The sequence below is a fragment of the Nocardiopsis akebiae genome (assembly GCF_018316795.1).
In the GTDB taxonomy this organism is placed as follows: domain Bacteria; phylum Actinomycetota; class Actinomycetes; order Streptosporangiales; family Streptosporangiaceae; genus Nocardiopsis; species Nocardiopsis dassonvillei.
The window spans coordinates 1,534,354-1,558,143 of the sequence record NZ_CP074132.1 but is presented as its reverse complement, the minus strand read 5'-3'; the positions used below and the strand labels follow the sequence as shown (position 1 = coordinate 1,558,143).

At 73.2% G+C, this 23,790-nt stretch carries 17 protein-coding genes; 4 read left to right on the top strand and 13 right to left on the bottom strand.

Features of this window, described 5'->3' with window-relative positions; all coding sequences use genetic code 11:
* Positions 1–10: 10 nt before the first annotated feature.
* The 4 genes from KGD83_RS06715 to KGD83_RS06700 all read right to left on the bottom strand — a co-directional run bounded on the left by KGD83_RS06715 (position 11) and on the right by KGD83_RS06700 (position 4,621).
* Positions 11–1,345: an HD-GYP domain-containing protein gene (locus KGD83_RS06715; RefSeq protein WP_212643012.1), complete on the bottom strand. Its 1,335-nt coding sequence runs from the start codon at positions 1,343–1,345 to the stop codon at positions 11–13.
* Positions 1,345–2,754, bottom strand: a complete 1,410-nt coding sequence (locus KGD83_RS06710; RefSeq protein ID WP_212643011.1) for an HD-GYP domain-containing protein — start codon at positions 2,752–2,754, stop codon at positions 1,345–1,347. The genes KGD83_RS06715 and KGD83_RS06710 overlap by 1 nt, the downstream gene beginning before the upstream one ends.
* Before the next feature lie 842 nt (positions 2,755–3,596).
* Entirely contained in the window at positions 3,597–3,908 is a 312-nt protein-coding gene (rsrA, locus tag KGD83_RS06705; protein WP_212643010.1) for a mycothiol system anti-sigma-R factor, read from the bottom strand.
* The gene (locus KGD83_RS06700; protein ID WP_047869444.1) at positions 3,905–4,621 is read right to left on the bottom strand and encodes a sigma-70 family RNA polymerase sigma factor; all 717 of its coding nucleotides are present in this window, start codon (positions 4,619–4,621) and stop codon (positions 3,905–3,907) included. The genes rsrA and KGD83_RS06700 overlap by 4 nt, the downstream gene beginning before the upstream one ends.
* Before the next feature lie 312 nt (positions 4,622–4,933).
* Between KGD83_RS06700 and KGD83_RS06695 the strand changes: the two genes are divergently transcribed.
* Complete coding sequence (locus tag KGD83_RS06695; protein WP_212643009.1) at positions 4,934–5,755, top strand: class I SAM-dependent methyltransferase; 822 nt, start codon at positions 4,934–4,936, stop codon at positions 5,753–5,755.
* 78 nt (positions 5,756–5,833) lie between these two features.
* Here KGD83_RS06695 and thiC read toward each other — a convergent pair whose 3' ends face one another.
* The 8 genes from thiC to KGD83_RS06655 all read right to left on the bottom strand — a co-directional run bounded on the left by thiC (position 5,834) and on the right by KGD83_RS06655 (position 19,722).
* Entirely contained in the window at positions 5,834–7,507 is a 1,674-nt protein-coding gene (gene thiC / locus KGD83_RS06690; RefSeq protein ID WP_275956949.1) for a phosphomethylpyrimidine synthase ThiC, read from the bottom strand.
* A gap of 359 nt (positions 7,508–7,866) precedes the next feature.
* Entirely contained in the window at positions 7,867–8,718 is an 852-nt protein-coding gene (locus KGD83_RS06685) for an SOS response-associated peptidase (RefSeq protein WP_212643008.1), read from the bottom strand.
* 108 nt (positions 8,719–8,826) lie between these two features.
* Positions 8,827–9,852 carry a DUF3068 domain-containing protein gene (locus KGD83_RS06680; protein ID WP_212643007.1) on the bottom strand — a complete coding sequence of 342 codons (1,026 nt, stop codon included), beginning with the start codon at positions 9,850–9,852 and terminating at the stop codon, positions 8,827–8,829.
* Positions 9,849–14,501, bottom strand: a complete 4,653-nt coding sequence (locus tag KGD83_RS06675; RefSeq protein WP_212643006.1) for an alpha-(1->3)-arabinofuranosyltransferase — start codon at positions 14,499–14,501, stop codon at positions 9,849–9,851. Before KGD83_RS06675 ends, KGD83_RS06680 begins: the two co-directional genes overlap by 4 nt.
* A complete protein-coding gene (locus tag KGD83_RS06670; protein ID WP_212643005.1) occupies positions 14,498–15,904 on the bottom strand; it encodes a glycosyltransferase family 4 protein in 1,407 nt (468 codons plus the stop codon). The genes KGD83_RS06675 and KGD83_RS06670 overlap by 4 nt, the downstream gene beginning before the upstream one ends.
* Before the next feature lie 232 nt (positions 15,905–16,136).
* Positions 16,137–16,277, bottom strand: a complete 141-nt coding sequence (locus KGD83_RS06665) for a hypothetical protein (protein WP_013154713.1) — start codon at positions 16,275–16,277, stop codon at positions 16,137–16,139.
* Positions 16,274–18,121 carry a hypothetical protein gene (locus KGD83_RS06660; protein WP_249352185.1) on the bottom strand — a complete coding sequence of 616 codons (1,848 nt, stop codon included), beginning with the start codon at positions 18,119–18,121 and terminating at the stop codon, positions 16,274–16,276. Before KGD83_RS06660 ends, KGD83_RS06665 begins: the two co-directional genes overlap by 4 nt.
* A gap of 38 nt (positions 18,122–18,159) precedes the next feature.
* Positions 18,160–19,722 carry an SGNH/GDSL hydrolase family protein gene (locus KGD83_RS06655; protein WP_249352183.1) on the bottom strand — a complete coding sequence of 521 codons (1,563 nt, stop codon included), beginning with the start codon at positions 19,720–19,722 and terminating at the stop codon, positions 18,160–18,162.
* A 435-nt stretch (positions 19,723–20,157) separates the two neighbouring features.
* Between KGD83_RS06655 and KGD83_RS06650 the strand changes: the two genes are divergently transcribed.
* A complete protein-coding gene (locus tag KGD83_RS06650; protein ID WP_212643003.1) occupies positions 20,158–21,051 on the top strand; it encodes a hypothetical protein in 894 nt (297 codons plus the stop codon).
* A 34-nt stretch (positions 21,052–21,085) separates the two neighbouring features.
* Here KGD83_RS06650 and KGD83_RS06645 read toward each other — a convergent pair whose 3' ends face one another.
* Entirely contained in the window at positions 21,086–21,601 is a 516-nt protein-coding gene (locus KGD83_RS06645) for an NADPH-dependent FMN reductase (RefSeq protein WP_212643002.1), read from the bottom strand.
* A 578-nt stretch (positions 21,602–22,179) separates the two neighbouring features.
* Between KGD83_RS06645 and nagA the strand changes: the two genes are divergently transcribed.
* The gene (gene nagA, locus KGD83_RS06640) at positions 22,180–23,313 is read left to right on the top strand and encodes an N-acetylglucosamine-6-phosphate deacetylase (RefSeq protein WP_212643001.1); all 1,134 of its coding nucleotides are present in this window, start codon (positions 22,180–22,182) and stop codon (positions 23,311–23,313) included.
* Positions 23,314–23,417: 104 nt separating this feature from the next.
* The gene (locus tag KGD83_RS06635; protein WP_212643000.1) at positions 23,418–23,729 is read left to right on the top strand and encodes a hypothetical protein; all 312 of its coding nucleotides are present in this window, start codon (positions 23,418–23,420) and stop codon (positions 23,727–23,729) included.
* Positions 23,730–23,790: the final 61 nt, after the last annotated feature.

Here is a 23,790-nt window from a genome sequence, read left to right as displayed (position 1 = left end):
TCAGGAACGGTCAGAGCCGGGAGAGCACCGTGGCCAGCGCGTCCACCACGCGGGGGTCGTACTCGCTGTCGGTGTCCATGCGCAGGCGCTCCAGGACCGCCGTGCGGCGCTCGGCGTCGCCGCTGTCGCCCACGAGGTCGTCGAAGGCGTTGGCCACCTTGATGATCCGGCTGCCCAGCGGCGGGACGCCCTCGTCGCCGTCCCCGGCGAGGGGCTCGCACTGGCGGCGGACCGTCTCGGCCACGTTGTCCAGGACACCGGTCTCCCGGATGATCGCCGAACCCAGTTCGGCGATGCGCCGCTGCTCCCTGGGCGAGGCGAGCACGGTGGCGCCGCCCGCGATGGGCTCGCGCAGGGACAGCTGGCCGATGTCGTGCATCAGGGCGGCGTACTCCAGCTCCAGCAGTTCGGCCTCGGCCAGGCCCAGTTCACAGGCGATCCCGTACGCCAGGTGGCTGACCCGGCGCGAGTGCCCGTTCTCCACGTAGCCGCCCACCTCGGTGACCCGCGACAGCGCCCGGACCGTCTCCAGGTAGGTCCGGCGCACCTCCGCGTGGCGGCGGAAGGCCACCTGCGACACCAGCAGCGGGGCGATGAACACCAGCAGACCGCCCAGGCCGGTCACCGTGCAGGCCAGCGCGATCAGCACGCCGCTGGAGCCGATCGCGGCGCCGGTGGCGAACTGGGCGCGCAGTTCGTCGCGGACCGCGACGGAGGCTCTGGTGCGCAGGCGCTCGGCCCGCAGCACCGCCGCCAGCAGGGAGTCCGCCGCCCAGACGAACATGACCAGCGCCGCCATCAGCAACGTGGCCGTGACGGAGGGGCCCGACAGGTGCAGCTGGTCGGCCAGCGGCCGGAAGGCGATCGCCAGCGCCGCCGCGACGAGCACCCTGCGGGCCACGTCCTCCACACGGGGGCTGCGGCCCACCGCGATGTGCGGCAGCTCGCCCAGGGCCACGCCCAGGGCGACCACCGCCACCACCTGCCAGGCGGAGTGGTGCAGCGGCCCGGAACCCAGCGACAGCAGGAACGCGTAGCTGATCGCGCCGGCAGAGGCGATGGGGGCCACCTCCCGATGGCCCGGCAGGGTGATCCGCGCCAGCTCGCCGGCCGCGACGACCAGGCAGAACGCCAGCGCCACGTGCGGTTCCACGACCCCGGTCGAGGCCGTCCACACCAGCGCGGCCAGGGCGCCCGAGCCCACCGAGCCGACCAGTGCCGCGCGCACCGGCCGCGAGGTCCGCCAGATCGGCCCGCGGCGGCGCTGGTGGTTGAGGGCGCCGCCCTCGGGTCCGCTCAGCACGGGTCCGGCCGACCGGGCCCCGTCCGACTGTCTCTGCGTCATCATCGTTCACGCCCGCCCGTCACTGCCTCGGCGGAGGCCGCGGCGTCCGCGGGGGCGGCCTCGTCGGCCGCCGCCCCTGCGGAGGACGGCTCACCGGCGGCGCGCTCCTGGGCGGAGGCGTCGGCGGGCACCTCCTCCGGTCCCCCGGTTCGGCCGGACTCCTCCACGGAGCGCTCGGCCGCCTCCGACCCGTAGCAGCCGCCCGGAGGCTCGGCGATGTCGGGGGTCTCCCAGCCCTCGCGTTCGACGGCGCGCACGAGCGCCTCGACCATCCTGGGGTCGAACTGGGTCCCCGCGCAGGCCCGCAGCTCGGCGACGGCGTCCTCCACCGACCACGCCCTGCGGTAGGAGCGCGTGGAGGTCAGGCAGTCGAAGACGTCGGCGACGCTGATGATGCGCGCGGACTCGGGGATCTCCATCCCCACCAGGCCCATGGGGTACCCGCGCCCGTCCAGACGCTCGTGGTGGTGCCGGATACCGGCCAGCGCCTCGTCCAGGAAGCTGATCTCGCGCACGATCTCGTAGCCGCGCGTGGGGTGCAGCTTGATGGCCGCGTACTCGTCGTCGGTGAGCTTGCCGGTCTTCTGGAGCACCTTCGTCGGCACTCCGAGCTTGCCGATGTCGTGCAGCATCCCGGCGTAGCGGATCTTCTGCACCCGGTCGGCGGGCATGCCCAGTTCCCGGGCGATCATGGCGGCGCCCTCGGCCACGCGCATGCAGTGGCCCCGGGTGTAGTAGTCCTTGGTCTCCACCGCCTGGCACAGGGTGGCCAGGGTGGCCTCGTGCGCACGGGCCTCGTCCAGCTGCTGGGCGAAGGTCCAGCGCGCGATGAACAGCGGGAGCAGCACCAGCAGCGGTGCGATGAGGCCGACCCCGCCCCAGACCGCGGCGATGGCCAGGCCGAGCATCTGGTAGCCCATGGAGGAGAGCTCGACCCCCACCAGCGGACGCCAGTCGAACCGGCCCCGGGAGCCTCCCGGGCGCACGACGCCCAGGGTCCACATCAGGACGGCCACGAGCGCCGAGTTGACCAGGGAGTGGGTCAGGACGGCGGCGACGTAGGGGAGGACGATGGCCGGGAAGTCCTCCCGGCCGGGTTCTCCCACCGTTCCGCCGAGCAGGAGGTAGACGTGTCCGGCCGCGTAGGCCGCCAGTGCGAACTGTGCTCCGTTGAACGCCCTCTTGACGAGGTTCTGCTTGCGGATGACGAAGCAGGAGGCGAAACCGACCACCGCCGCCCCGACCGGTCCGACCAGGACGACGGCGGCCAGGGCGACCGCCGAACTCGGCGAGATCCCCGCCTTGACGCCCGTCAGGACCGCCGTACTGATCGACTCCGCGACCACGAAGAGAATCGCGATCAGGACCAGTGTGTGCAGATCCAGTCCCGTATAGGGACCGATGAGCATGATGGTGACAGCACTGACAACGACGATTCCGACGTAGACACGCGCGCCCCCAGGAAGAGCCCGCACCCCCGTTCACCCCCCGCCGACGACGACCGGACTGTCATGGTTTCACCGGTTCTGTTCTACCACCAGGACCATCCACTGAAGGCGGTTACCACCCAAAGAACTCCCATCACCGCGTGGAGCATGCCGAAGAACACCGCTGTCCCCTCTCCCCCGACGCGTACGCACCGTCTTTTTCCCCGGGCACGCCGCGTAAATTACCCCATTCGTTGGATATGGCGTCCAGTTTAACGGGCAACGACAGCGCCCCGATTACCCCCAACCCGAACTACCGCCACCGCACCCCCTCCCACTGGCACCAAGTTCCGGAATATGGAATTACGAATTCAATTAGTGGTGAGCTTCGATCACCCTGAGTAAGCACACCCCTGGAAGCAGGGGCGCGCGAAGATCCACCTCCTGGGCGCTTGCCTTGCAGTCCACCGACCGGAACCACCAGGCACGACTACCCCGGGTAACCAAACGAAACGGTGTCCGGATCCGGACAGAAAAAACATTCCGAGTGGGTCACGACCGGCAACGGCCCGGGCGCGCCGGGCGTGTCGGGGGAGGAGGCGGGAACACGGTCGGGAAGCGCCTGACCAAAAACCCGACAGGCTCAGGGAATACGGCACGACATTGCCGCAAAAGTACACAAAAGCCACACATAACTTCAGAGCGCACTAACAACGAAACCGGGTACAAAATGCAACAAAAAGGTGGCGGAAGCTGGAATTCCAGCTTCCGCCACCAGGTGTGCCAGGTTTCGTCGGATACCGGGTTCGCTCCTGCCCGGTCCCTCAGGAGGGCGTGGTGCCCGGGCTTTCCGCGCGCGCCTCCCGCGCCAACTGCTCCGTGCGCGCTCGGGCCAGGCGACTGAGCACCTTGTCCCTCAGGTCCATCGGCACCGGATCACAGCCGCAGTGCTTGGCCACGAGCTTCTTCACCGCCTCCTCCAGCCCGTACTCGTCGAGGCAGGGCCCGCACCCGTCCAGGTGCTCGCGCACCTGTTCGTAGTTGCCCTCCTCCAGCTCCCCGTCGATGTAGGTGTAGAGCTTGGCGAGCACCTCGCTGCACGGGGTGTCGCTGTGTTCGCCGTGGCCGCCGCTCATTGCCGGTCTCCTCGATCCGAGACGTCCTGTCCCCGTCCGCGCGGGGACGTCCCCGAGGCGACCGCGCCGGCCTCGGCCGCCGCCCTCGCCGGCAGGAACCCCCGCTCCACCGCGTACTCCTCCAGCATCGACCTGAGCTGGCGGCGCCCGCGGTGCAGCCGGGACATGACCGTCCCGATGGGCGTCCCCATGATCTCGGCGACCTCCTTGTACGCGAAGCCCTCGACGTCGGCGAGGTACACCGCGATCCGGAAGTCCTCGGGCAGCTCCTGGAGCGCCCGCTTGACGTCGGTGTCGGGGAGGTGTTCGAGCGCCTCGGCCTCAGCCGACTTCAGGCCCGCCGCGGTGTGCGACGCGGCCTGCGCCAGCTGCCAGTCCTCGACGTCCTCGGTCCCCGCCTGTTTCGGTTCGCGCTGCTTCTTGCGGTAGGAGTTGATGAAGGTGTTGGTGAGGATGCGGTAGAGCCACGCCTTGAGGTTCGTTCCCTGTTTGAACTGGTGGAACGAACCGAACGCCTTGGCGAAGGTCTCCTGTACGAGATCCTCCGCGTCGGCGGGGTTACGGGTCATCCGCAGCGCCGCGGAGTAGAGCTGGTCGAGGAAGGGAAGCACGTCCCTCTCGAAGCGCTCTTCCCGTTCCTCGGCTGTCTCCTGCTCCTGGCCCTGTTCCAAGCCCGTCGGCCTCCTCGCGCTGGTCCCGGTTGGGGCGTCCATACCCCAACGATACGGTCCCATGGCACGGGCCCGCGCATCGGCGCCGCGTGGCGCCGACACCGTCTCCTCGCGCTCCAGGCACGTCCCGGCTGTCGGCATGGTCTGTCGGCCCTCCCCCGCATACTCGCGTGTGGCGCGCCCGGACGCTGCTGCTCCGGGCGCGGTGTAGGGGAGAACAACGCTTCGCCCGAGCTGATTCCGCGCCGCGGGGGGACGAAGGTCCCCTCCTCGGGCGAACTTTGTCGTTTACCTCCGTCACCGGAGGTGAGGCATGGCAGAGTGCGGGTAGGACACTTGGAGGATGGGAGAGGAGTGCACGTGCGACCGTCCCCGACCCCGGCCTCCGACCGCCCCCGTTCCACGGCTGCCCAGTTCGCCACCCCCGACCGCCTGTCGGACTACTGGCGGTTCTACTGGGCGGTCGCCGAGGCGCAGGTCGCCCGGTGGCTCCCCGACACCCCCTCCCTGCTGCTCGACCTCTCCGGCGCGGACTACCAGGGCGCCCCGCGCGCCGTGGCCGCCGGACACGACGTGGTGGCCCTGCTGCCGTCGGTGGACGTGGCCGTGCGCCGCACGCTGACCCTGGTGAACGGGCGCGCGGTGGTGCCCCGGCCCGCCCGGCGCGGACGGCTTCGCCACGTGGTGGGCGACTCAGCCTTCCTGCGCAGTTTCGCCCCGGACTCCTTCGACGGGGTCATCGCCGACAACCGGGTGCTGTCCCGGCACCTGGCCACCGAGGAGGCGCTGGCCCGGGTCAGCCGGGTGCTGCGCCCGGGGGGCCGCGCCCTGCTGTGCGTGGACTCGGTGGTGCTGGGCATGGCGATGCTGGCCGAGCAGGACCGCTGGCCCGAACTGAGCCACGCGCCCAACGCGGACGTGCTCCTGGTGCCCTGGCCGGACGGCTCCATCACGCGCTGCTTCACGGCCGAGCAGCTCACCGAGGCGCTCACCGACGCCGGTCTGGAACTGGAGTGGATCAAGCCCCGCACGGTGCTGTCCGCCTCCACTGTGGAGATGATGCTGGCGCGCGACCCGAGGTCGATGGGACGCCTGGTGGAGATGGAGCTGCGCGCCACGGAGTCCGACGACTACGTGGGCGTGCACCTGGTGGCGAGCGCGCGCAAGCCCGGCTAGGGCCGTCCTCCGCCGACGGGGGCGCACGGGGAGGGGGCGGGGACGCCGCCGCGCCCCCTCCCCGTCGCCGCGCCGCCCCTAGTCGGCCAGGGGCAGGTAGACCCGCTTGCCCTGCTCGGCGAACTCCGCTGACTTGTCGGCCATGCCCTTCTCGATGGCGGCCACCGTCTCCAGCCCGTTCTCCTCGGCGTACCTGCGCACGTCCTGCGTGATCTTCATGGAGCAGAACTTCGGCCCGCACATGGAGCAGAAGTGGGCGGTCTTGGCCGGTTCGGCGGGCAGGGTCTGGTCGTGGAAGGACTGCGCGGTCTCGGGGTCCAGGGCCAGGTGGAACTGGTCCTGCCAGCGGAACTCGAACCGCGCCTTGGACAGCTCGTCGTCCCACTCCTGCGCCTTGGGGTGTCCCTTGGCCAGGTCGGCGGCGTGCGCGGCGAGCTTGTAGGTGATCACGCCGGTCTTGACGTCGTCCCGGTCGGGCAGCCCCAGGTGCTCCTTGGGGGTGACGTAGCACAGCATCGCCGTACCGAGCCAGCCGATCTGGGCGGCGCCGATCGCGGAGGTGATGTGGTCGTAGCCGGGCGCGACGTCGGTGGCCAGGGGGCCGAGCGTGTAGAACGGCGCCTCGCCGCACAGCTCCTCCTCCAGGCGCACGTTCTCCGCGATCTTGTGCATCGGCACGTGCCCGGGCCCCTCGATCATCACCTGCACGTCGTGCGCGCGGGCGATGTGGGTGAGTTCGCCCAGGGTGCGCAGCTCGGCGAACTGGGCCTCGTCGTTGGCGTCGGCGATCGACCCCGGCCGCAGCCCGTCGCCGAGGGAGAAGGTGACGTCGTACTCCCGGAGGATCTCGCACAGCTCCTCGTAGTGGGTGTACAGGAAGCTCTCCCGGTGGTGGGCCAGACACCAGGCCGCCATGATCGAGCCGCCGCGCGAGACGATGCCGGTGACCCTGCGGGCGGTGAGCGGCACGTAGCGCAGCAGCACGCCCGCGTGGACGGTCATGTAGTCCACGCCCTGCTCGCACTGCTCGATGACGGTGTCGCGGTAGACCTCCCAGCTCAGCGCGGCCGGGTCGCCGTTGACCTTCTCCAGGGCCTGGTAGATGGGCACGGTCCCGATCGGGACGGGCGAGTTGCGCAGGATGCGCTCGCGGGTCTCGTGGATGCGCTTGCCGGTGGACAGGTCCATGACGGTGTCGGCCCCCCACCGGGTGGCCCACACCATCTTCTCCACCTCCTCGGGGACGGAGGAGGTGACGGCGGAGTTTCCGATGTTGGCGTTGATCTTGACCAGGAAGTTCTTGCCGATGATCATCGGCTCGGACTCGGGGTGGCACCGGTTCGCGGGGATGACCGCCCGGCCCACGGCCACCTCCCGGCGGACGAACTCGGGGTCCACGCCCTCCCGGGCGGCCACGAACCGCATCTCGGGGGTGATGGTCCCGGCCTTGGCGTGGGCCAGCTGGGTGGTCGCGCCGCCGGAGGGGGCGGGCGCGTGGGCCCACTCCCCGCGGGTGGGGGCCAGGCCCCGGTGGACGTCGATGTGCGCGGTGTCGTCGGTGTACGGGCCGGAGGTGTCGTACAGGTCGAAGTGGCTGCCGTTGCTGAGTTCCACCCGGCGCTGCGGGACGCGGAGGGTGTGCCCCTCGGGGGTGGCGACCTCCCGGTAGACCTTGCGTGATCCCATGATGGGCCCGGTGGTCACCCGGTGGTCGGCGGTGGAACTGACGTCGCGGCCGTCGAGAGCCGTCATGGCATGCCTCCCTACGTCGGAATTACCCGAACAGGTTCTGCGGTCGGCGACACCGTTGAGCCGCCCTCTCAGCCCGCCATGGCGCGAGCTCCCGCGTTGCGTATGAAGATGTGGGGGCGCCTCGGGCGCCCCGGGCACGCGGGACCGGGGCGGTCCCCGGCCCGTGCGGCCCCCGACACTGTATCCGGCCGCGGAGCGGGGCTGTCCACCCTCCCCGGGATACAAAAGTGTCCCCCGCACGCCACCCCAGACGGCGCGGACGGACGGGAGCCGCGGGGCGGGACTGTCCAGCGTCCGGGGGACGGGAACCGTCCCCCCGACGGCGCGGACGGCACGGGTCCGTGCCGCTCTCCCCCGGGTCAGAAGAGCGTCTGCGGCTCGTCTCCCCCGGTGTCGGAGAGCGGTTCGAGCAGGTCGGGGCGGTTGTTCTTGATGCTGTTGACGTCGGTGGAGACCTCGTCCACGTCGAAGCGGTCGGCCGGGGTGTCCTGGAGCAGGTGGGCCAACTCGTCGGCCCCGGTCGCCGGGTCCAGCCAGGCCGCCCAGTCCTCGGGGGGCACGACGACGGGCATGCGCTCGTGGATGTGGGCGAGCTCGGGGGCGGCCTCGGTGGTGACGACGGCGCAGCTCCACACCCACGCGGCGGGGTCGTCCTCGGCCACCTCCGGGTCGCGCCAGCGCTCGAAGATCCCCGCCATGGCCAGCGGCCGGTCGTCGGGGTAGCGGATGGAGTAGGGCTTCTTGTCCGCCTTGGCCTTGCGCTTCTTGTGGTGGGGGTCGGTGACCGGCGAGGTGCTGGCCTGCACGGTCCCGTCCCTGCCGATCAGCTGCCACTCGTAGTAGGCGTCGGCGGGCAGCAGGCAGCGGCGGCGCCGGAAGGCCGTGCGGAAGGCCGGCTTGTCGGCGATGGTCTCGCTGCGGGCGTTGATCATCCGGTAGCCGATGTTGCGGTCCTTGGCCCAGGAGGGCACCAGGCCCCAGCGCATGGTGTGCAGGGAGCGGGGCCCCGGCTCACCCCGGTCCTCGGCCTGCGGGGGCGGGCCGAGCACGGCGTACACCGGCCTGCCCGGGGAGATGTTGTAGTCCGGGTCCAGCTCCTCCAGCGGCGGCCACGCACGGGGATCGGTCTCCTCGGGAAGGGCCTGCTCGGGCAGGCCGAAGGCGAGCTGCAACTGGTGCACGTTCCTGGACTGGGCATAACGACCGCACATGGGTGTGATCCTACGGTCGAAACAGCTCCTTCTCTCCCGGAACACCCGTATCCGCCGGTGTTTCCCACCCCTGGAGCACCGGGGACGGCCCGCCGGTTGCGCCGGGTATCAGCTAGGCGCCGGTGCGGCGGGCTCCTCCTCCGCACGGCCGGTGCCCCGCTCCGCTCCCCCGTCCCGCCGTGCCCGGAACAGGCCGGCCAGCACGACCAGGCCGCCGAGCGGGGCCAGCGTCCACGGAGCCCACGAGGAGAGGGCGCGCAGCAGCACCGAGCGCACGCGGGCCTGCTCGGCCCGGGCCGCGACCTGCTGCTCGGCCAGGACCAGCCGCGCGTACAGCAGGGGCGCCTCACCGCTGTCGTTCTGCGGGCGCAGGGTCTCCGCGCGGGTCTCGTGGGCGTTGACCACGATCCCGCTGACCGGCTCCACCCAGAACGTCCGGCTGACCTCCAGCCAGCGGGTGGCGGTGACCGTGCCCGTGGCCCCGGAACGGAACAGGGAGGCGGGAACCGGGCGGGCCGAGTCGGGCACCTGGGTGGACTCGATCCACTGGCTGTACCGGCGCACCCGCACCCCCGCCACCTCCTCCCACTCCTGGAACTCCAGCATCGGCGCGGACCGCACCTCTGCGTCGTAGAAGGGGTACTCGCCCTGCTCGTCGCCGGGCGGCCAGAAGTGCACCAGCCCCGCCTGCCGGACCGCCCGGTCGCCGTCGACGTGCTCACCGCAGCAGTTGACCGCCCGGCCGGTCTCCCGGTCGACGATGACGCGGCGGCTCCAGTGGTCGATCATCCGGTCGGGCACGGAGGTGTCCACCGACACCTCCCACGCCGACCAGCCGCCGCCGTGCGCGGAGGCGTCCACCCGGGTGACCCGGCTGAGCTCGGCCGACTCCACCCACGACCACGTGGAGGTGTCCAGGTAACCGGCGTCCTCGTCCAGCATTCGGATGTCGAACTCGGCCCCGGCGGGCAGCAGGGCCATCCGCTCGTACACGTGGAGCGGGAGCAGGGCGGCCAGGGTGAGCAGGAAGGCGCCCACGGCCACCAGCAGGGTGCCGCGGGGCAGGGAGCGCCCCGGTCGGCGCTCGGGGCCGACCTGGCTGGGGGCGGCCTCACCGACGCCGGGCGCGCTCATGTCCGGGCCTCCTCGGGGTCGTTCTCCCAGCGGTCCTCGTCCGGGGAACCCCCGCTGCGGGGAACGCCGTCGACCTCACCATTCACAGGGGGCGCCGAACCCCCGGCGGCGCCGTTGGCCCCAACGGCCTCGGCATCACCAGCCCCGTATCCCCCGGGAGCCGCGTCGGCACCGGCAGCCTCCACGGCCGCAGTCCCCTTCCCCTCAGGGGCCGCATGGGACCCGGAGGCCCTGCCCGCCCCGAGAACGACAGCACCATTGGCCCCACAGGCCGCATCGGTCGCACCGTCGGATGGAGCGGACCCGCCCGCCCCTCCACCACCGGCGTTCGCGGCGGCAGCCCGGGCGCGGACCGACGGCGGATCGGCGTCGGGGTCCTCACCGTCGCCCGGCTGGCCCAGGGCCAGCACGAGCCGGGCCAGCGCGGGCAGGCACAGCAGCTGGGAGACCCAGCCGCGCAGCGCTCCCCCGAGCACCTCGGTCACGTCGTGGAAGGGCATGTACAGCGCCAGGTAGGTGCCCGCGCCCATGGCGAGTCCGGCCAGCGCCAACGACACCGCCACCGGCCAGGGCCCCGCCAGGAGCGGCAGCGTCCGCCCGCCCATGGAGGGCCTTCCCGGCTTGGCGTGCCGCAGCCTCCGGGGTGCCCGACGCCCCAGCCACCACACGCACACCAGGATCACCGCGACCAGGGCGGCTCCGACCGCACCGGCCACCCACACGCCGTAGGCCAGGCCCAGCGGCAGCACGACCCGCCTTCCCAGCCACGCGGGCCCGGCGTCGGGCAGGGCGCGGGCGCCCCGAGGGGCCGCGGCCCGGGCCGCCGCTCCCCCGGGCAGCAGGCGCCTGGGCCACAGGGCGGCGACCACCAGCACCGCGGCCAGCGCGGCGCCCACGGCCAGGGCCCGGTGGTAGGCGGTGTCGGGCGCGTAGGTCAGGGTGACGGTGCCCGCGCTGCCCGCGGGCAGCACCCAGGCCTGTTTCCAGCCCTCCAGCCGGACCGGCTCCAGGACCGCGTCCGCCCCCTCCAGGCGGGCCTGCCAGCCCTCGTTGAAGTTCTCGTTGACCACCAGGAGGCTGTCCTCGGCCGCGTCCACGTCGAAGCGGCGCTCGCCCGGACCCCAGACGTGCACCTCCTCCACCTCGGCCATGGTGACCTCGGGGCGGTCCGAGACGGGGTCGGCGGACTCCACCAGGGCCGAGCGCACCTCGTAGCGGTTGCCCGGATCGACCACGATCCGGTTCTCGCCCCCGACCAGGTCCAGGTCGGTGCAGCTCTCGTAGCGCAGCGGGCGGCCGGTGAGCTGGTCGGCGAGGGTGCCCCGGCTGATCCGCGTCTCCACCCGCTGGTCGTTGACCCGCAGCGTGGGGCCCAGGCCGCAGGCGGTGGAGGCGTCGCCCTCGGGCAGCGGCTCCACCGGGTCCACCCCGGGCAGGGTGACGGTGCCGATCTCCAGGGCCTGCCCCTCGGGGCGTTCGAAGGTCACCCGCAGCGACTCCGCGGTGAACTCGGCGAAGTCCATCCGGCCGCTGCCGTCCAGCCACCCCTCGCGCACCGTGCCGCCGCCCTCGACGGTCACCCGGATCGGCCGCAGCACGCTGTCGGCGCGGGGGAACTCCACCTCCAGGTGCCCGATCTCGGCGGGCGCGCCCAGCTCGATGTCGAGCCAGGGGTTCTTCTCCTCCGGGTCCGGGTACCAGACGGTGCCCTCGTCGTCGTCCAGCGCGCCCCGGCCCATCGCGGCGGGGTGCTGCACGGCCGTGGAGGAGGCCGTCACACGCGGGTGCGGGCTGGCCCGGTTGGCGGCGTTCTCCGCCTCCCGGGGGTCGGTGAGCACGACCTCGCCCGAGACCGTGTGCGGGGCCGAGGCCGACTCCGCCGACAGCTCGAACGTGCGGTCCAGGCGGCGCGCGTCCTCGCCCTGCACTTGGAGGTCGGGGTTGCACACCCACACGTGCGAGCCCTCCATGCAGCCGGGGGCGGTGCCGGTGGAGCCGGTGAACAGCAGCGTTCCGGCGTCGGCGGGACCGGGGACCCGCAGAGTGCGGGCCGGTTCCAGGCCGGGCACGGAGATCGAGGCGACGCCCACCCGGGTGCCGAACCGGTACTCCGGTTCCCAGGCCAGCTCGTCCACGCGCACGCGCAGCGTGGTGGTCGCGCCGGGCGGGGCCGTCAGCTCCTGGGGCTCCTCGGTCTCGGCGACGGGCACCTGCGCCTCGCCGCCGTCGGTGACGAGCGTGACCCGGGAGGGCGGCGGCTCACCTGGCAGGTGCTCGAAGGCGACGCTGAGCCCGGTGAGGTCCTGGGGCTCCTCGAACTCGACCTCGATCCACTCCCCCAGCGCTCCGGTGAAGGCGCTGGACCGCCAGGAGGTGGTGAGGTCGTCGTCGAGCGCGGCGTGCGGGGCGTGCCCCGGGTCGCGGTCGGCGGCGCGCGCGCCCGCACCGCTCTCGGCGGAGGAGGCGCTCACCGAGGCGATCCCGATGTCCTCGGCGTGGGCGACGTGGTCCTCCCAGGCCGGGTCGAGGACGTCGGGGGCCGGGACGTCTCGTTCGAGCTCCTGGTCCTCGGTGAGGGTGGCCGACGCGTTGCGGCGCACGTCGGAGTAGACCACCTCGCGGCGGCGGGCGGTGTCGGTGACGATCGTGTCCCGGGCGGCGACCTCCCCGGCCCCGGGGTCGTCCCCGAGCAGGATCGGGCGGTCGTCGTCGACCACCCCCTGTTCGGCCAGGTGGAGCACGGACTCGGGGCCGCCGGTGACCCGCAGCACCTCGTCGGCGGGCACGGTGCCGACGGTGGGCGCGGCGTCCTCCACCTCGTAGACGCTCAGCGCCCGGTAGGGCTGGTCGAACCACTGGGAGGCGGACTGGTGGTCCAGCGAGCCGATGACCGGGCCGAACTCGGCGGCCGGGGCGATGCCAGGCGAGTCGGCCAGGGCCTGGTGGACGCGGGCGGGCCAGCCGCCGTTGTTGCCGGTGCGCTGGAGGTCGTTGCGTACGAGGAGGTGGGTGACGCCCATGCGCGCGAAGGTGTCGGCGAGCCCGGCGGAGCCGCGGCCCGAGGAGACGCGCTGGTCGATCTCGTGGGTGATGCGGGAGACGCCCGCCGAGCCCCACGGGATGATCTGGTGGTTGGTCCAGGCCCCCTCGAAGAGCGGTTGCAGGGGTTCGTCCATGGGGCGGCCCCACTCGTACTCGCCGCGCGCCGAACCGGGCAGGGCCATGGTCATGCCGCGCTCGTCGGCGCGCGCCTCCAGCCAGTCGGAGGCCTCGTGCCAGTAGTCGGGGATCCGCGCGAAGCCGCCCGCGGGGGCGATCCCGACGGTGCCGACGGGCACGAGGGTGACCGCGAAGACGGCGGCGGTGGCGCCCGCGACGGCGCGGCGCACGCGTCCGGGCACGGGCGTGCCCCTGCGGTCGGCCAGGTCCCGGGCCACGACCACGGGCAGGTGGGCCAGGCCCAGCACCAGGGGCAGGCGCACGAGCGCGTCGAACTTGTGCACGTTGCGGAACGGGGAGAGGAGGCCGTCGAACAGCTCGCGCACGGCCCCCGCGAGGGGGCCCGTGAGGTCGCCGGTGAAGCCCGCGACGATGACGGCGGTGCCGGTGAGGAGGCTGGCGATGAGGAAGAGCCGTTCGGGGGTGCGCCGGTTGACCAGCCCGGCCAGGCCCAGGCCCGCCACCAGCGCGGTGACCGCGATCAGCCAGGGGGTGGTGGACAGCTCCGCCCCCGAGGGCAGCGCGGTGTTGCCCTGGTCGGGCAGGAAGCCCATCCAGTTGGAGGTGCCGCGGAGCGCGTTGAGCAGCGAGGTGACGCCGGTGGTGACGGCGGCGTCCTCGGTGTAGGGCATGAACGAGAACACGTACCGCGCCATGAGGAGCAGCGGCGCGACGTACCAGAACGAGGCGAGGACCAGCGCGGCCGTCCACCAGGCGATCAGGCGCCACTTGCGCGGACCGTTCGCCCGGGTGAGCAGGTAGAGCCCCGGGACGACCAGGACGGCCAGTTCGGAGGCGGCGTTGGTGCCGCCGCACAGCAGGAAGGCCAGACCCGAGAGCATGGCCATGCGGGCGGGCGAACGGCCGTGCCGGGCCCCGAGCACGAGCGGCAGCAGGATCCACGGCATGAGCAGCATGGGCTGCAACTCGGCGGAGTTGTAGGACAGCAGCGTCAGCACGCGGGGGGCCAGCGCGTAGGCGACCCCGGCCAGGATGCGGGTGTTGACGGTGCCGACGCCCAACGCCCCGGCGACCTTGTACACGCCGGTGAACGCGGCGACGAGCAGAGCGGCCATCCACAGGCGCTGGATGAGCCAGTCGGGCATGCCGAGCAGGTCGAACAGCAGGTGGAAGGGACCGTTGGGGAAGAAGTACCCGTAGGCCTGGTTCTGGATCTGGCCGAAGTAGGAGGCGTCCCACAGGTGCAGGGCGCGCTCCATGAACCCCAGGGGGTCGGCCGTCAGGTCGAGCTTGGTGTCGCTGACGACTCTGCCGGGGTCGATGCTGGCGGCCAGCGCTCCCAGGAGCAGGCACACCGTGAGGACCTTGAGCCGGGCCAGGAGGCGGGGATCGGCGCCGCCGGGGCCGGTGGAAGGTGGTGTGCGGGAATCCTCCGGTTCGCGCCTGGCGGTGGATTCCGTCGGTGTCACGTCTTCGCTTTCCTGCCTGCTGCCGTGTTCCGGACGGCGGGGGCGCCCGGGTGGTCGGAGGTGAGGGGGTCGGGGGCGGGGGCGCCCGGCGCGGGGGCGTCCGGTTCCGCGGCGCCGGGCAGGCCCAACTCCCTGGCGACGAGCCGGGTCATCCGCGCGCCGCTGGCCTCCCACGTGAACCGGGACGCCCACGCGCGGCAGGCGCGGCGGACGGCTTCGGCCCGGCGGGGGTCGGACAGCTCCTCCAGGGCGCGCGCGACCACGTCGGCGAGTTCCTCGCCCTCGCGCACGAGCCACCCGGTCTCGCCGTCGCGGACCGAGTCGCGCAGTCCGTCCACATCGTAGGCCACGGTGGGCACGCCGAGGCGGGCCGCCTCGATGACGGTCAGGCCCCACCCCTCGAACTCGGAGGCGGTGACGTGGAGGTGGCACGAGGCCAGGACGCTGTTCTTGTCCTGCTCGGGCAGGAAGCCGTGCAGGCGCACGCGGTCGCCCGTGCCGTCGCGCGCGACCTGCTCCGCCAGGGATTCGCCCTCGGGGCCGCGGCCGATGATGTGCACCTTCAGGTCGGGGTGCTCCTCGCGCAGCGCGCGGGCGAGGCCGACCACCCGCGAGACGCGCTTCTGGACGACCAGGCGGCCCAGGCTGACCACGGCCGGGCGGCCCATGTCGGCGGGGGCGGGCGCGTCGTCGAGGGGCTTCTGCGGCCCGGGGAGTCCGCCGTTGTGGATGATCTCGATCGGCGCGCGCCAGCCCAGCTTCTCGCGCATGGCCCGGCGGGAGGACTCCGAGACGGTGACGGTGGTGCAGCGGCGGTAGACGCGCGAGGCCACGGCCGACTCCAGCGTGCGGCCCAGCCAGGCGACGGGCGCCGGGAAGTAGGCGTTGAACTGGAGGTCGTGGACGTGGTGGACGACGCTGACCACCCGCGTGCTGCGGCGCAGGACGAGGCGGCACAGGAAGGGGACGCCGTTCATGCAGTCGAAGGCGAGCTGGTACTCGCGGCGCCACAGGGCCAACCACGCCATGACGCGCGGGTAGACGGTGAATCTGCCGCCCATGCGGCGGATGACGATCCCGTCCCTGGTCTCCACGCGCGCCTGGTGGGGCTCGCGGCTGGTGAGGAAGGTGACGATGGCGCCGCGTTCGGCCAGGTGGCGGCTGATCCGCCAGGAGTACTCCTCGGCGCCCCCCGCGGCGGACTGCCAGGGGTCGCGCCAGTTGACCATGACCAGGCGGACCCCGTCCAGGCGCGGCCCGAGGTCGGCGGGGGCGTCCGGGGCGGCGGGGGCGCCCGGGCCGGTCGGAACCTGGACGGGGACGACGGCGGCCGGGGACCCGGTGACCGCGGGCAGGCCCGGCTCCGCCTCCTGGCGGATCCGGTGGACCTTCTGGAAGACCACACGCTCTCCTTCCGCGCGGTGTCCGGCCGGACCGCGTGCCGCCACCTCACGCGTGCGGGTGAACACGCACGGCGATCCCCTGAGGGAAGGGTGGAGCGCACGCCGAACGGGCCCGTGGGCCGGACGTCGGTGGTGGTGGGCGGCCGGGGGAGGGTACCCGGGGCCGCGGGAGTCGGGGGTGGGGCGCCCCGCAGGGGGCGGAGCGCCCGCGAACCTCCGCCGTACGGCCGCCCTAGCGGTCGCCGTAGTTGTAGAGGGTTTCGTTCACCGGTTCCGCGGTGGCGGTCGAGTCCGTGGCGAGGCTGGTGGCCACGAAGGTGGCGCCTCCCGCCAGGGCCGCGCCGATGACGCAGGCGGCGATTACCTTGATCACTTGGGGATCTCCTTCCGCGCGCCCGATCCCGCGCTGGGTCCGGAGCGCTGGAAAACGAGACTAGAACCTGATCTAGCCATAGACCAGATGATTGCCCCAACTGTAACTAACCCGCCGGTAACTTCCAACCCCGGAATGCCAGCTTTGTCGGCCTTTACATGCTGGTCCTGCACCCGAAGAAGCACCATGTCGGAGCCCTCCACCACCACGGATAGGCCCTCCACACCTGACCAGAACTGGTTATCGACCGGCGCGGACACCGCCACGTACCGCACCCCCAGCCCGCCCAGCGCAGCGGCGTCCAACCGCTCGGGCAGGCCCGTCGCCGGATCAGGCCCGAGCACCCCGGCGACCCGCCGCGCCCGCGCGTCCTCCCCGGTCACGACCACCTCTCCCCCGCCCGGGGTGCCCACCACCAGGTCGTCGTTCCACAGGGCGCGCCGGTCGAAGAGCTTGGTCGCCGGGTCCAGGACGACCGTGGCCCGCCCCGACCAGTCGGGGCCGCGGTAGGCGCTCCAGGGCAGCACCAGCACCGCCCCGGGCCGATCGTCGGCGGCCACCGCCTCCTGGGCCGCCAACCACTCCCCGGGGTAGTGCGCCGGGGCCAGCCGACCGCTCGCGCCCCACAACAATCCCGGAAGCACCACCACCGGCAGCAGCGCCACGAACACCGCGAGCCCCGTCCGCAGCGCGGCGCCCCGCCATCCGGCCAGCCACCGCACGCACGCGCCGAGGCCGAGCGCCTGGACCAGCGACAGCGGAGCCACGTAGAGCTGGCCGTCGCGCAGCGGCCCGAACCCCGGCCAGGCGGAGACCAGCCAGACCAGCAGCGCGCGCCCCGGTCCGGTGGCACCCAGCAGGGCGATCAGCAGCCCCAGGGCGGCGGCCGCCGACAGGCCGGGGCCGAACCCCGGCCGCTCCCGGCGCAGCAACCACACCCAGCCCGCCAACGCCAGCAGACACAGCAGCAGGCGGGCCGCGGCCGTCACCGGCTCGCCGTAGCCCGCCGGAACCGCACCGGAGTTCCACACCCCGCCCAGGAGCAGCAGGGAGCCGAGGACCCCGAACGGGGTGTCCGAACGGGCCGCGAACGCCGCCGCCCCGGCCGGGTCCGTGCCCGCCCCGCTGGCCAGGGACGGAAGCAGCCAGGGCAGGGAGACCACCACCAGCGCCAGCGCGAAGAGCGCCGCCCGCACCCACCGGCGCGGCCCGCGCGAGCGGGCGGTGAGGACGACGGGACCGGCGGTGAGGGCGGTCAGCACCACCGACGAGAACCCCCCGACCGCCGCGGGCACCAGAGCGCGCACCAGCCCGGCGAACCCCGCGCCCGGCCGCACCCGCGCCAGACGGACGGCGGCCCACACCACCCACGGCAGTCCCGCGTAACCCAGCAGCATCGCCCACTGGCCCAACAGCAGCCGCTCGGCCACGAACGGGTTCCACACGTAGGACGTCCCGGCGGCGGCCGACGCCACCAGGGCCCCGGCGCCGCCGCGGGGCAGCGCCCGCAGCGCCAGGCGCGCGGCACCGGCACCGCCCACGGCGAACACCGCCAGCAGAGCCAGCGACTGCACCGCGTCCCCGGGCAGGACCTCGGACAGCGCCGCCACCACGGCGTCGCTGGGGATCGCTCGGGGGAACCCGTCCGCGCCCCGCAGCACCGTGGCCAGCGACAGGCCGGGCACGAACACCATGTCGTAGCGCAGCACGTACCCGGGCCCCAGAGCGGGACCGAGCGCCAGCACACCGGCGAGCAGTCCCACAACCCACGGCAGCAGCCGGACGCCCCATCCTCCCCGGACGTCCCCTCCTCCCCGCGCCGTCAGCCCCGTGACCGACACCATCGACCTCCGCCCCTGGAAAGCAGTCCCTCGACCCTGCGTCAGCCCCGCGCGAGCAGAACGCTGTCGGAGTAGCCGCCCTCCACGTAGTCGCGGTAGGAGCGGACCACGAGTTCGTAGGGACCCGACACCGTCACCGACCAGCGCGGCTCCTCCCCCGCCGGGCCCAGTGTGCGCCACTCCCGCCCGTCCCCGGGGCCGAGACCGTCGCGGCGCTCGCAGTCCGGACCGGGCGCGACGGGCTCGGGTTCGGGCACGGACGGCGTGGGAGCGGGGGTCGGCGTGGGAGCGGGCCGCGGACCGGGGTCCGCGTCGGGAGCGGGGTCGGACGGTCCCCCGGTGGGCACGGGGGACTCCACGGGCGCCTCCGAGGCGCGGTCGCCGTCCGGGGACGCGGGCGCGCGCCGGTCGTCGGCGGCCCCGCAGTCCAGCGCGCGCACCCACACCTCGTAGTGGGAGGCCTCCTCGACGTCCTCCCACTCCACTGTCGCCCCGCCGTCGACCACGCGCAGCCAGGACGGCCCCGGAGGCGGATCGTCGTCCCACACCCACCGGAGGGGCTCGGACTCCGCCCCCTCGTCCCGGCCCTTGAAAGAGCGCACCGCGAACTCGTAGCGGGCTCCGCTGAAGAGCGCCTCCACCAGCACGGAACGGCTGTCCCCGTCGGCGCGCACGTCCACCGGGAGCACGGCGGCCTCGTCCGGGTCCGGCCCCACGCGCCGCTGCACCACCCGGTAGCCGGTCGCGCCGGGCACGGCGTCCCAACTGAGCACGAGGCCGTCCTCGGACTCCTCCGCCACCGGTTCGGGCGCGGTCGTCGGCCCCACCGTCGCCTCCGGCAGCGGCCGCCGGTAGGCCGCGCCGACCCCCAGCGGTTCGGCGAGCGCGTCGGCGAAGGCCGCCGCGATCCTCAGCTCGCCGCGCGCGTTGGGGTGCGCCTCGTCCCAGTTGTCACTGGCCGGGGCGTACCCGTCGGCGACCCGCGCGACCACCACGGGCGAGTCGCTGGAGGTGAGCTGCGCGGCGAGGTCGACAAGGCCCATGTTGAAACGGTCGATCTCGGCGTTGGCCCGGGGGTCCTCCACCGGCGGAAGCTCCCCGAGGACGAACCGGGTCTGCCCCCGCACGACGCGCACCGTGGACACCGTCTCGCCCACCCCCTCCAGCGCGCTGTCGGCGTCCCCGCCCGACAGGATGTCCTCGGTACCGGCCAGGAGGAGCAGGTAGTGCGGCCGGTACTCGGCGGCCATCAGCGCGGCCCCGGTGGACAGGTCCTGCGCGGTGGTGCCCCAGCGGGCGGCGTGGTCGGTGTCGAAGTCGGGGTCGGCGTAGTCCTGGTTGCCGAACTCCCGGTCCGCCAGACCGTACATGCCGTCGTAGGGGCCGACGAAGTCCACCTCCACCCCGGCCCCCCGCAGGTGGGACCACAGGCGGTAGCGCCAGGTGTAGTCGCCGCTGCTGCCCTGGGAGAGCGAGTCGCCGACGACCATGACGCGCAGTTCGCCGTCCGGCGGCCCCGGCACGGTGACGGGCTCCTCGGCGCGCCCCTCCTGCGCGGCTCCTCCCCCGGAACCGCTCTGGACCAGCAGCAGGGTGACCGCCATCGCCGAGAGCATGACGCCGAGCAGCCCGAGGGGCCCGGGTTCGAAACGGGAATGGCTGTCCCAGCGGGGCCGGAGCAGCGGGAGGCGGAGCCGTCGGGGCCACCGGTCCAGGAGCGACGCCCAACGCGGCGGTCGCGGGTGCTCCGGCCCCGGTTCGCCGGGCCGAGCCCCGCCCGGACGGGGCAAGCGGAACCCAAGCCTGCCGAAGCGGTGGGCCACGCGCGACCACCACACGGAGCGTTCGTCGGATCCGCGCACCGCGCCCCCTGCGTTCCCAGAACGGGTTCTACCCCCCACAGGGGGTTCGTCAGACAAGACTAGAACTGGTTATATATAATTCGTCAACTCGTTGCGGCCGAGCGGAACCGCCTACACCGACGTTAGCGGCCGCCCCCGCGCTCTCGACTCCGCGCCCCGACGGAAAGCAGGACCCCCGTGACCGGACTCCTGGTGGCCCTGCTGTCCGCGGTGGTCTACACCGTCGGCCTGACCGTGGAACAGCGCGCCCTGCACGGCGCGGAGTCGATCTCGATCAACCGCCCCCTCCACCTGGCCCGGGTCCTGCTCACCAACCCCCGCTGGGTGCTCGGCTGCCTCTTCGCCGCCCTGGGCAGCGTCGGCCTGATCGTCTCCCTCGGCCTCGCACCCGTGTCCGTGGCCCAGCCCGCCTTCGCCGCCGGGGTCGCGTGCGGCATCCTCGCCATCACCCTCGTCCTGGGCGAGCGCGTCACGCGGGGCGAGTACGCGGCCCTCGGCGTCATGCCGGTGGCGCTCGGCCTGCTCAGCCTGTCCACCGCCGGGGGCGCCGAGACCGGGACCACCGCCGACACGCCGCTGCTCATCACCGTCAGCCTGCTCACCGTGGCGGCGTGCCTGGTCGTCGTGGGCCTGGTCGGCGGCCGCGGTCGCTACGTGTCCGCCGCCGCCCTGGGCGCGGCCGCGGGCTTCGCCCAGGGCAGCGCGGGCCTCCAGGGCAAGGGGCTGGGCGGCCTGCTGGCCGACCACGGCCTGTGGGACGCGGTCGTCCCCGCGCTGCTCTCGCCCTACCCCTACCTGTACGCGGTGGGCTGGGCGGTGGGCATCGTCCTCTTCCAGACCTCGCTCCAGCGCTCGCGGGCCTCCATCACCGCCCCGGTGTCCAACGTCGTGGGCAACGTGTTCATGGTCGTCATGGGCACGATCCTGTTCGGCGAGCGCCTGCCCGACGACCCGGTCATGCTGGCCCTGCGCGTGGGCGGGTTCGCGCTCACCCTCGTCGTGGTCGTCCTGGTCCGCGGCAACGTGGCCGCCGCCGAGGCGGAGACGAGCCGCAGACGCGCCCACGCGTAGCGCGCACGCGGCGGGACCGCCCCGGCGGGCCCGGTCAGACGGCCACCGACACGGCCTCGCGCAGGCCCGGGGCGGCGACGTCGGCCCATGCCCGCACCACGCTGTCGGGCTGGCCGGTCTCCCCCTCCGCCAGGATCAGGCCGGGCTCGGCCACCCAGGCGCCCAGGTCGGCCAGCAGGATACGCAGGTCCTCCTCGATGCCCCGGCTGTTGCGCAGGTCCTCCACGACCGCCAGCGGAACCGCGACCGTGTGGCCCAGCCCCAGCTCGGGCAGGCGGTCGAGGAAGACCTTCAACAGCCCGGTGTAGGTGCCGTGCGCCTGCGGGGAGGCCACGAGGAGCACGTCGCTCTCGCGCACCTTCGCCAGCGCCGCGTCGACGGCGGCGGAGGACTCCGAGAGCAGCTCGGCGCCCAGTTCGGCGATGTCGATGACGTCGGGACGGGAATCGACACCCGCGCGGGTGGCGACCTCGGAGGCCGCGCGCAGGGCGGCGTCGCGGACGGAGGAGCGGATTCGGGGGGCGGCGACGAGCACGGTGAAGCGGGTCATGCGAGAACTCCTGGGTTCGAACAGAGCGAGCCGGGATCGGAGGAGACACCAGCCGGAGAGGACGGCGGGGTGGTTGACACCGGAAGGAGGGGTGACGAACGTCCTGGGACTCTCGCGGTTCCCCGCATCCGACACTGGGGCGGACCACGCTGTCCGAGAACCGCCTGTGTCGGGCCTGGCAGGTCTGCTTCGGCGACCGCGGGGCGGTCCCCACAGAACCCAGGGGAGGAGATGAGCGTCCGGTGTCTGCGACAGGGCACGTGCGACGGGGCACGAGGGGCGCGGGGCGAAACCCCGCAGGGCGCTAGCTACGACAGAGCGCGCTCGCCTGCTGTCTCAGATCGACATGCAGGCGCTGGACAAGCAGCTCACCGGCGGACATGTCTCCATCATGAAGCGCCCCGGCCGTTATCGTCAATGCGTGCGCGCGCCACGGTGGGCGGTCCACCCCTCGGACAGCCGTCCCAGGAAGCGGGATCACCCAGCTCCGCAGGCAATACGGAAGCCCGCGGTGACGGCCCCGAAGGCCTGTGTAATGTGCGACACACACCGACGAGACGACACGAGGAACCCCTCACATGGCCCACACCCCCGTCACACTCACCAACGCGCGCGTCGTGACCCCCGACGGGGTCCACGAAGGATGGCTGAGGATCGAGAACGGCCGTGTGGCCGCGCTCGGATCGGACGGACCCGTCCCCGACGGCCGCGACCTCGGCGGCGCCTGGGTCGTCCCCGGCATGGTGGACACCCACATCCACGGCGGCGCGGGGCACGCGTTCACCGAGACCGACCCCGAGGCCGTCCGCAAGACGATCGCGTTCAACCGCTCCCGGGGCGTGACCGCGCTGGTGGGCGGTCTCGTGGCGGCCACCCCGGAGGACACCCTGCGCCAGGTGGCGGCGCTGGCCGAACTTTGCGACGCGGGCGAACTGGCGGGCATCTACCTGGAGGGCCCCTTCATCTCCCGGGCAAGGTGCGGGGCGCACGACCCCGGACTGCTCCGCGACCCCGACACCGCCGAGTTCGACCGCTGGCTCAAGGCCGGGCGGGGGCACGTGCGCATGGTCACGGTGGCCCCGGAGCTGCCCGGGGCGCTGGACCTGATCGGCGCGGCGGCCTCCTCCGGCGTGGTGGCGGCGGTGGGGCACACCGAGGCCACCTACGAGCAGACGCTGGCGGCCTTCGACGCGGGGGCGTCGGTGGCCACCCACCTGTACAACGCGATGCGCCCGCTGGGCCACCGCGACCCGGGACCGATCGCCGCCGCGCTGGGCGACGAGCGCGTGACGGTCGAGCTGATCGTGGACAACGTGCACGTCCACCCGGGCGCGGCCGGGCTGGTCTTCGACGCCGCGGGCGCGGGCAGGGTGTCGCTGGTGACGGACGCGATGTCGGCGACGGGCCTGGGCGACGGCGAGTACACGCTGGGCGACCTGCGGGTGCGGGTGAGCGGCGGCGAGGCGCGCCTGGCGGAGAGCGGCACGATCGCCTCCAGCACGATCGTCCTGCCCCAGGCCGTGCGCAACGCCGTGCGGGGTCTGGGCGTCGGCTTGCCCGAGGCCGTTCGGTCGGCGTCGTCGGTTCCGGCCGCGGCGCTGGGGCTGGACGGGGTGGGCCGGATCGAGGTCGGAGGGCGCGCCGACCTCGTCGTGCTCGACGAGGACCTCGGGGTCCGCGAGGTGGTGTACGAAGGCGCCCGGGTGGAGTAACGGCGTGTCGTAACCGCGTTACGGACTAGTAATATAACCCTGGGTGACAATGGCGGCAGGGCATCGAGGAGAGCCACCACGCTCGACACGAAAGGATCTGCGCCATGGCCAAGTCGAGACAGACGAGGGGCGAGCAGCCGACCCGTGTGCCCTCCGAGGAGCACGAGCACCTCGGCAAACTAGCCGCGGAACTGTCCCGGTACGACGTACGGGCCGACGTGGTCGACGAACAGTCGTCGCCGCGCCTGCGCGTGCGCAACCCGTCATCCGCGTGTGCGGTCGAGGACGTGATCTGTGAGCGCCGGGAGCACGACTACGCGTTCATCGCCTCGTTCGGGGTCTACCTCGGCAGCAGTGGGAGCCTCGGCGTCACGGCCCACAAGGTCGCCTGGCTCGTGGGGGCCACCGAGGCGTGACGGCCGCGCGGGACGGGTGCGGTACCACCGGTACCGCACCCGTCCGTGTATCGTCCCGCCG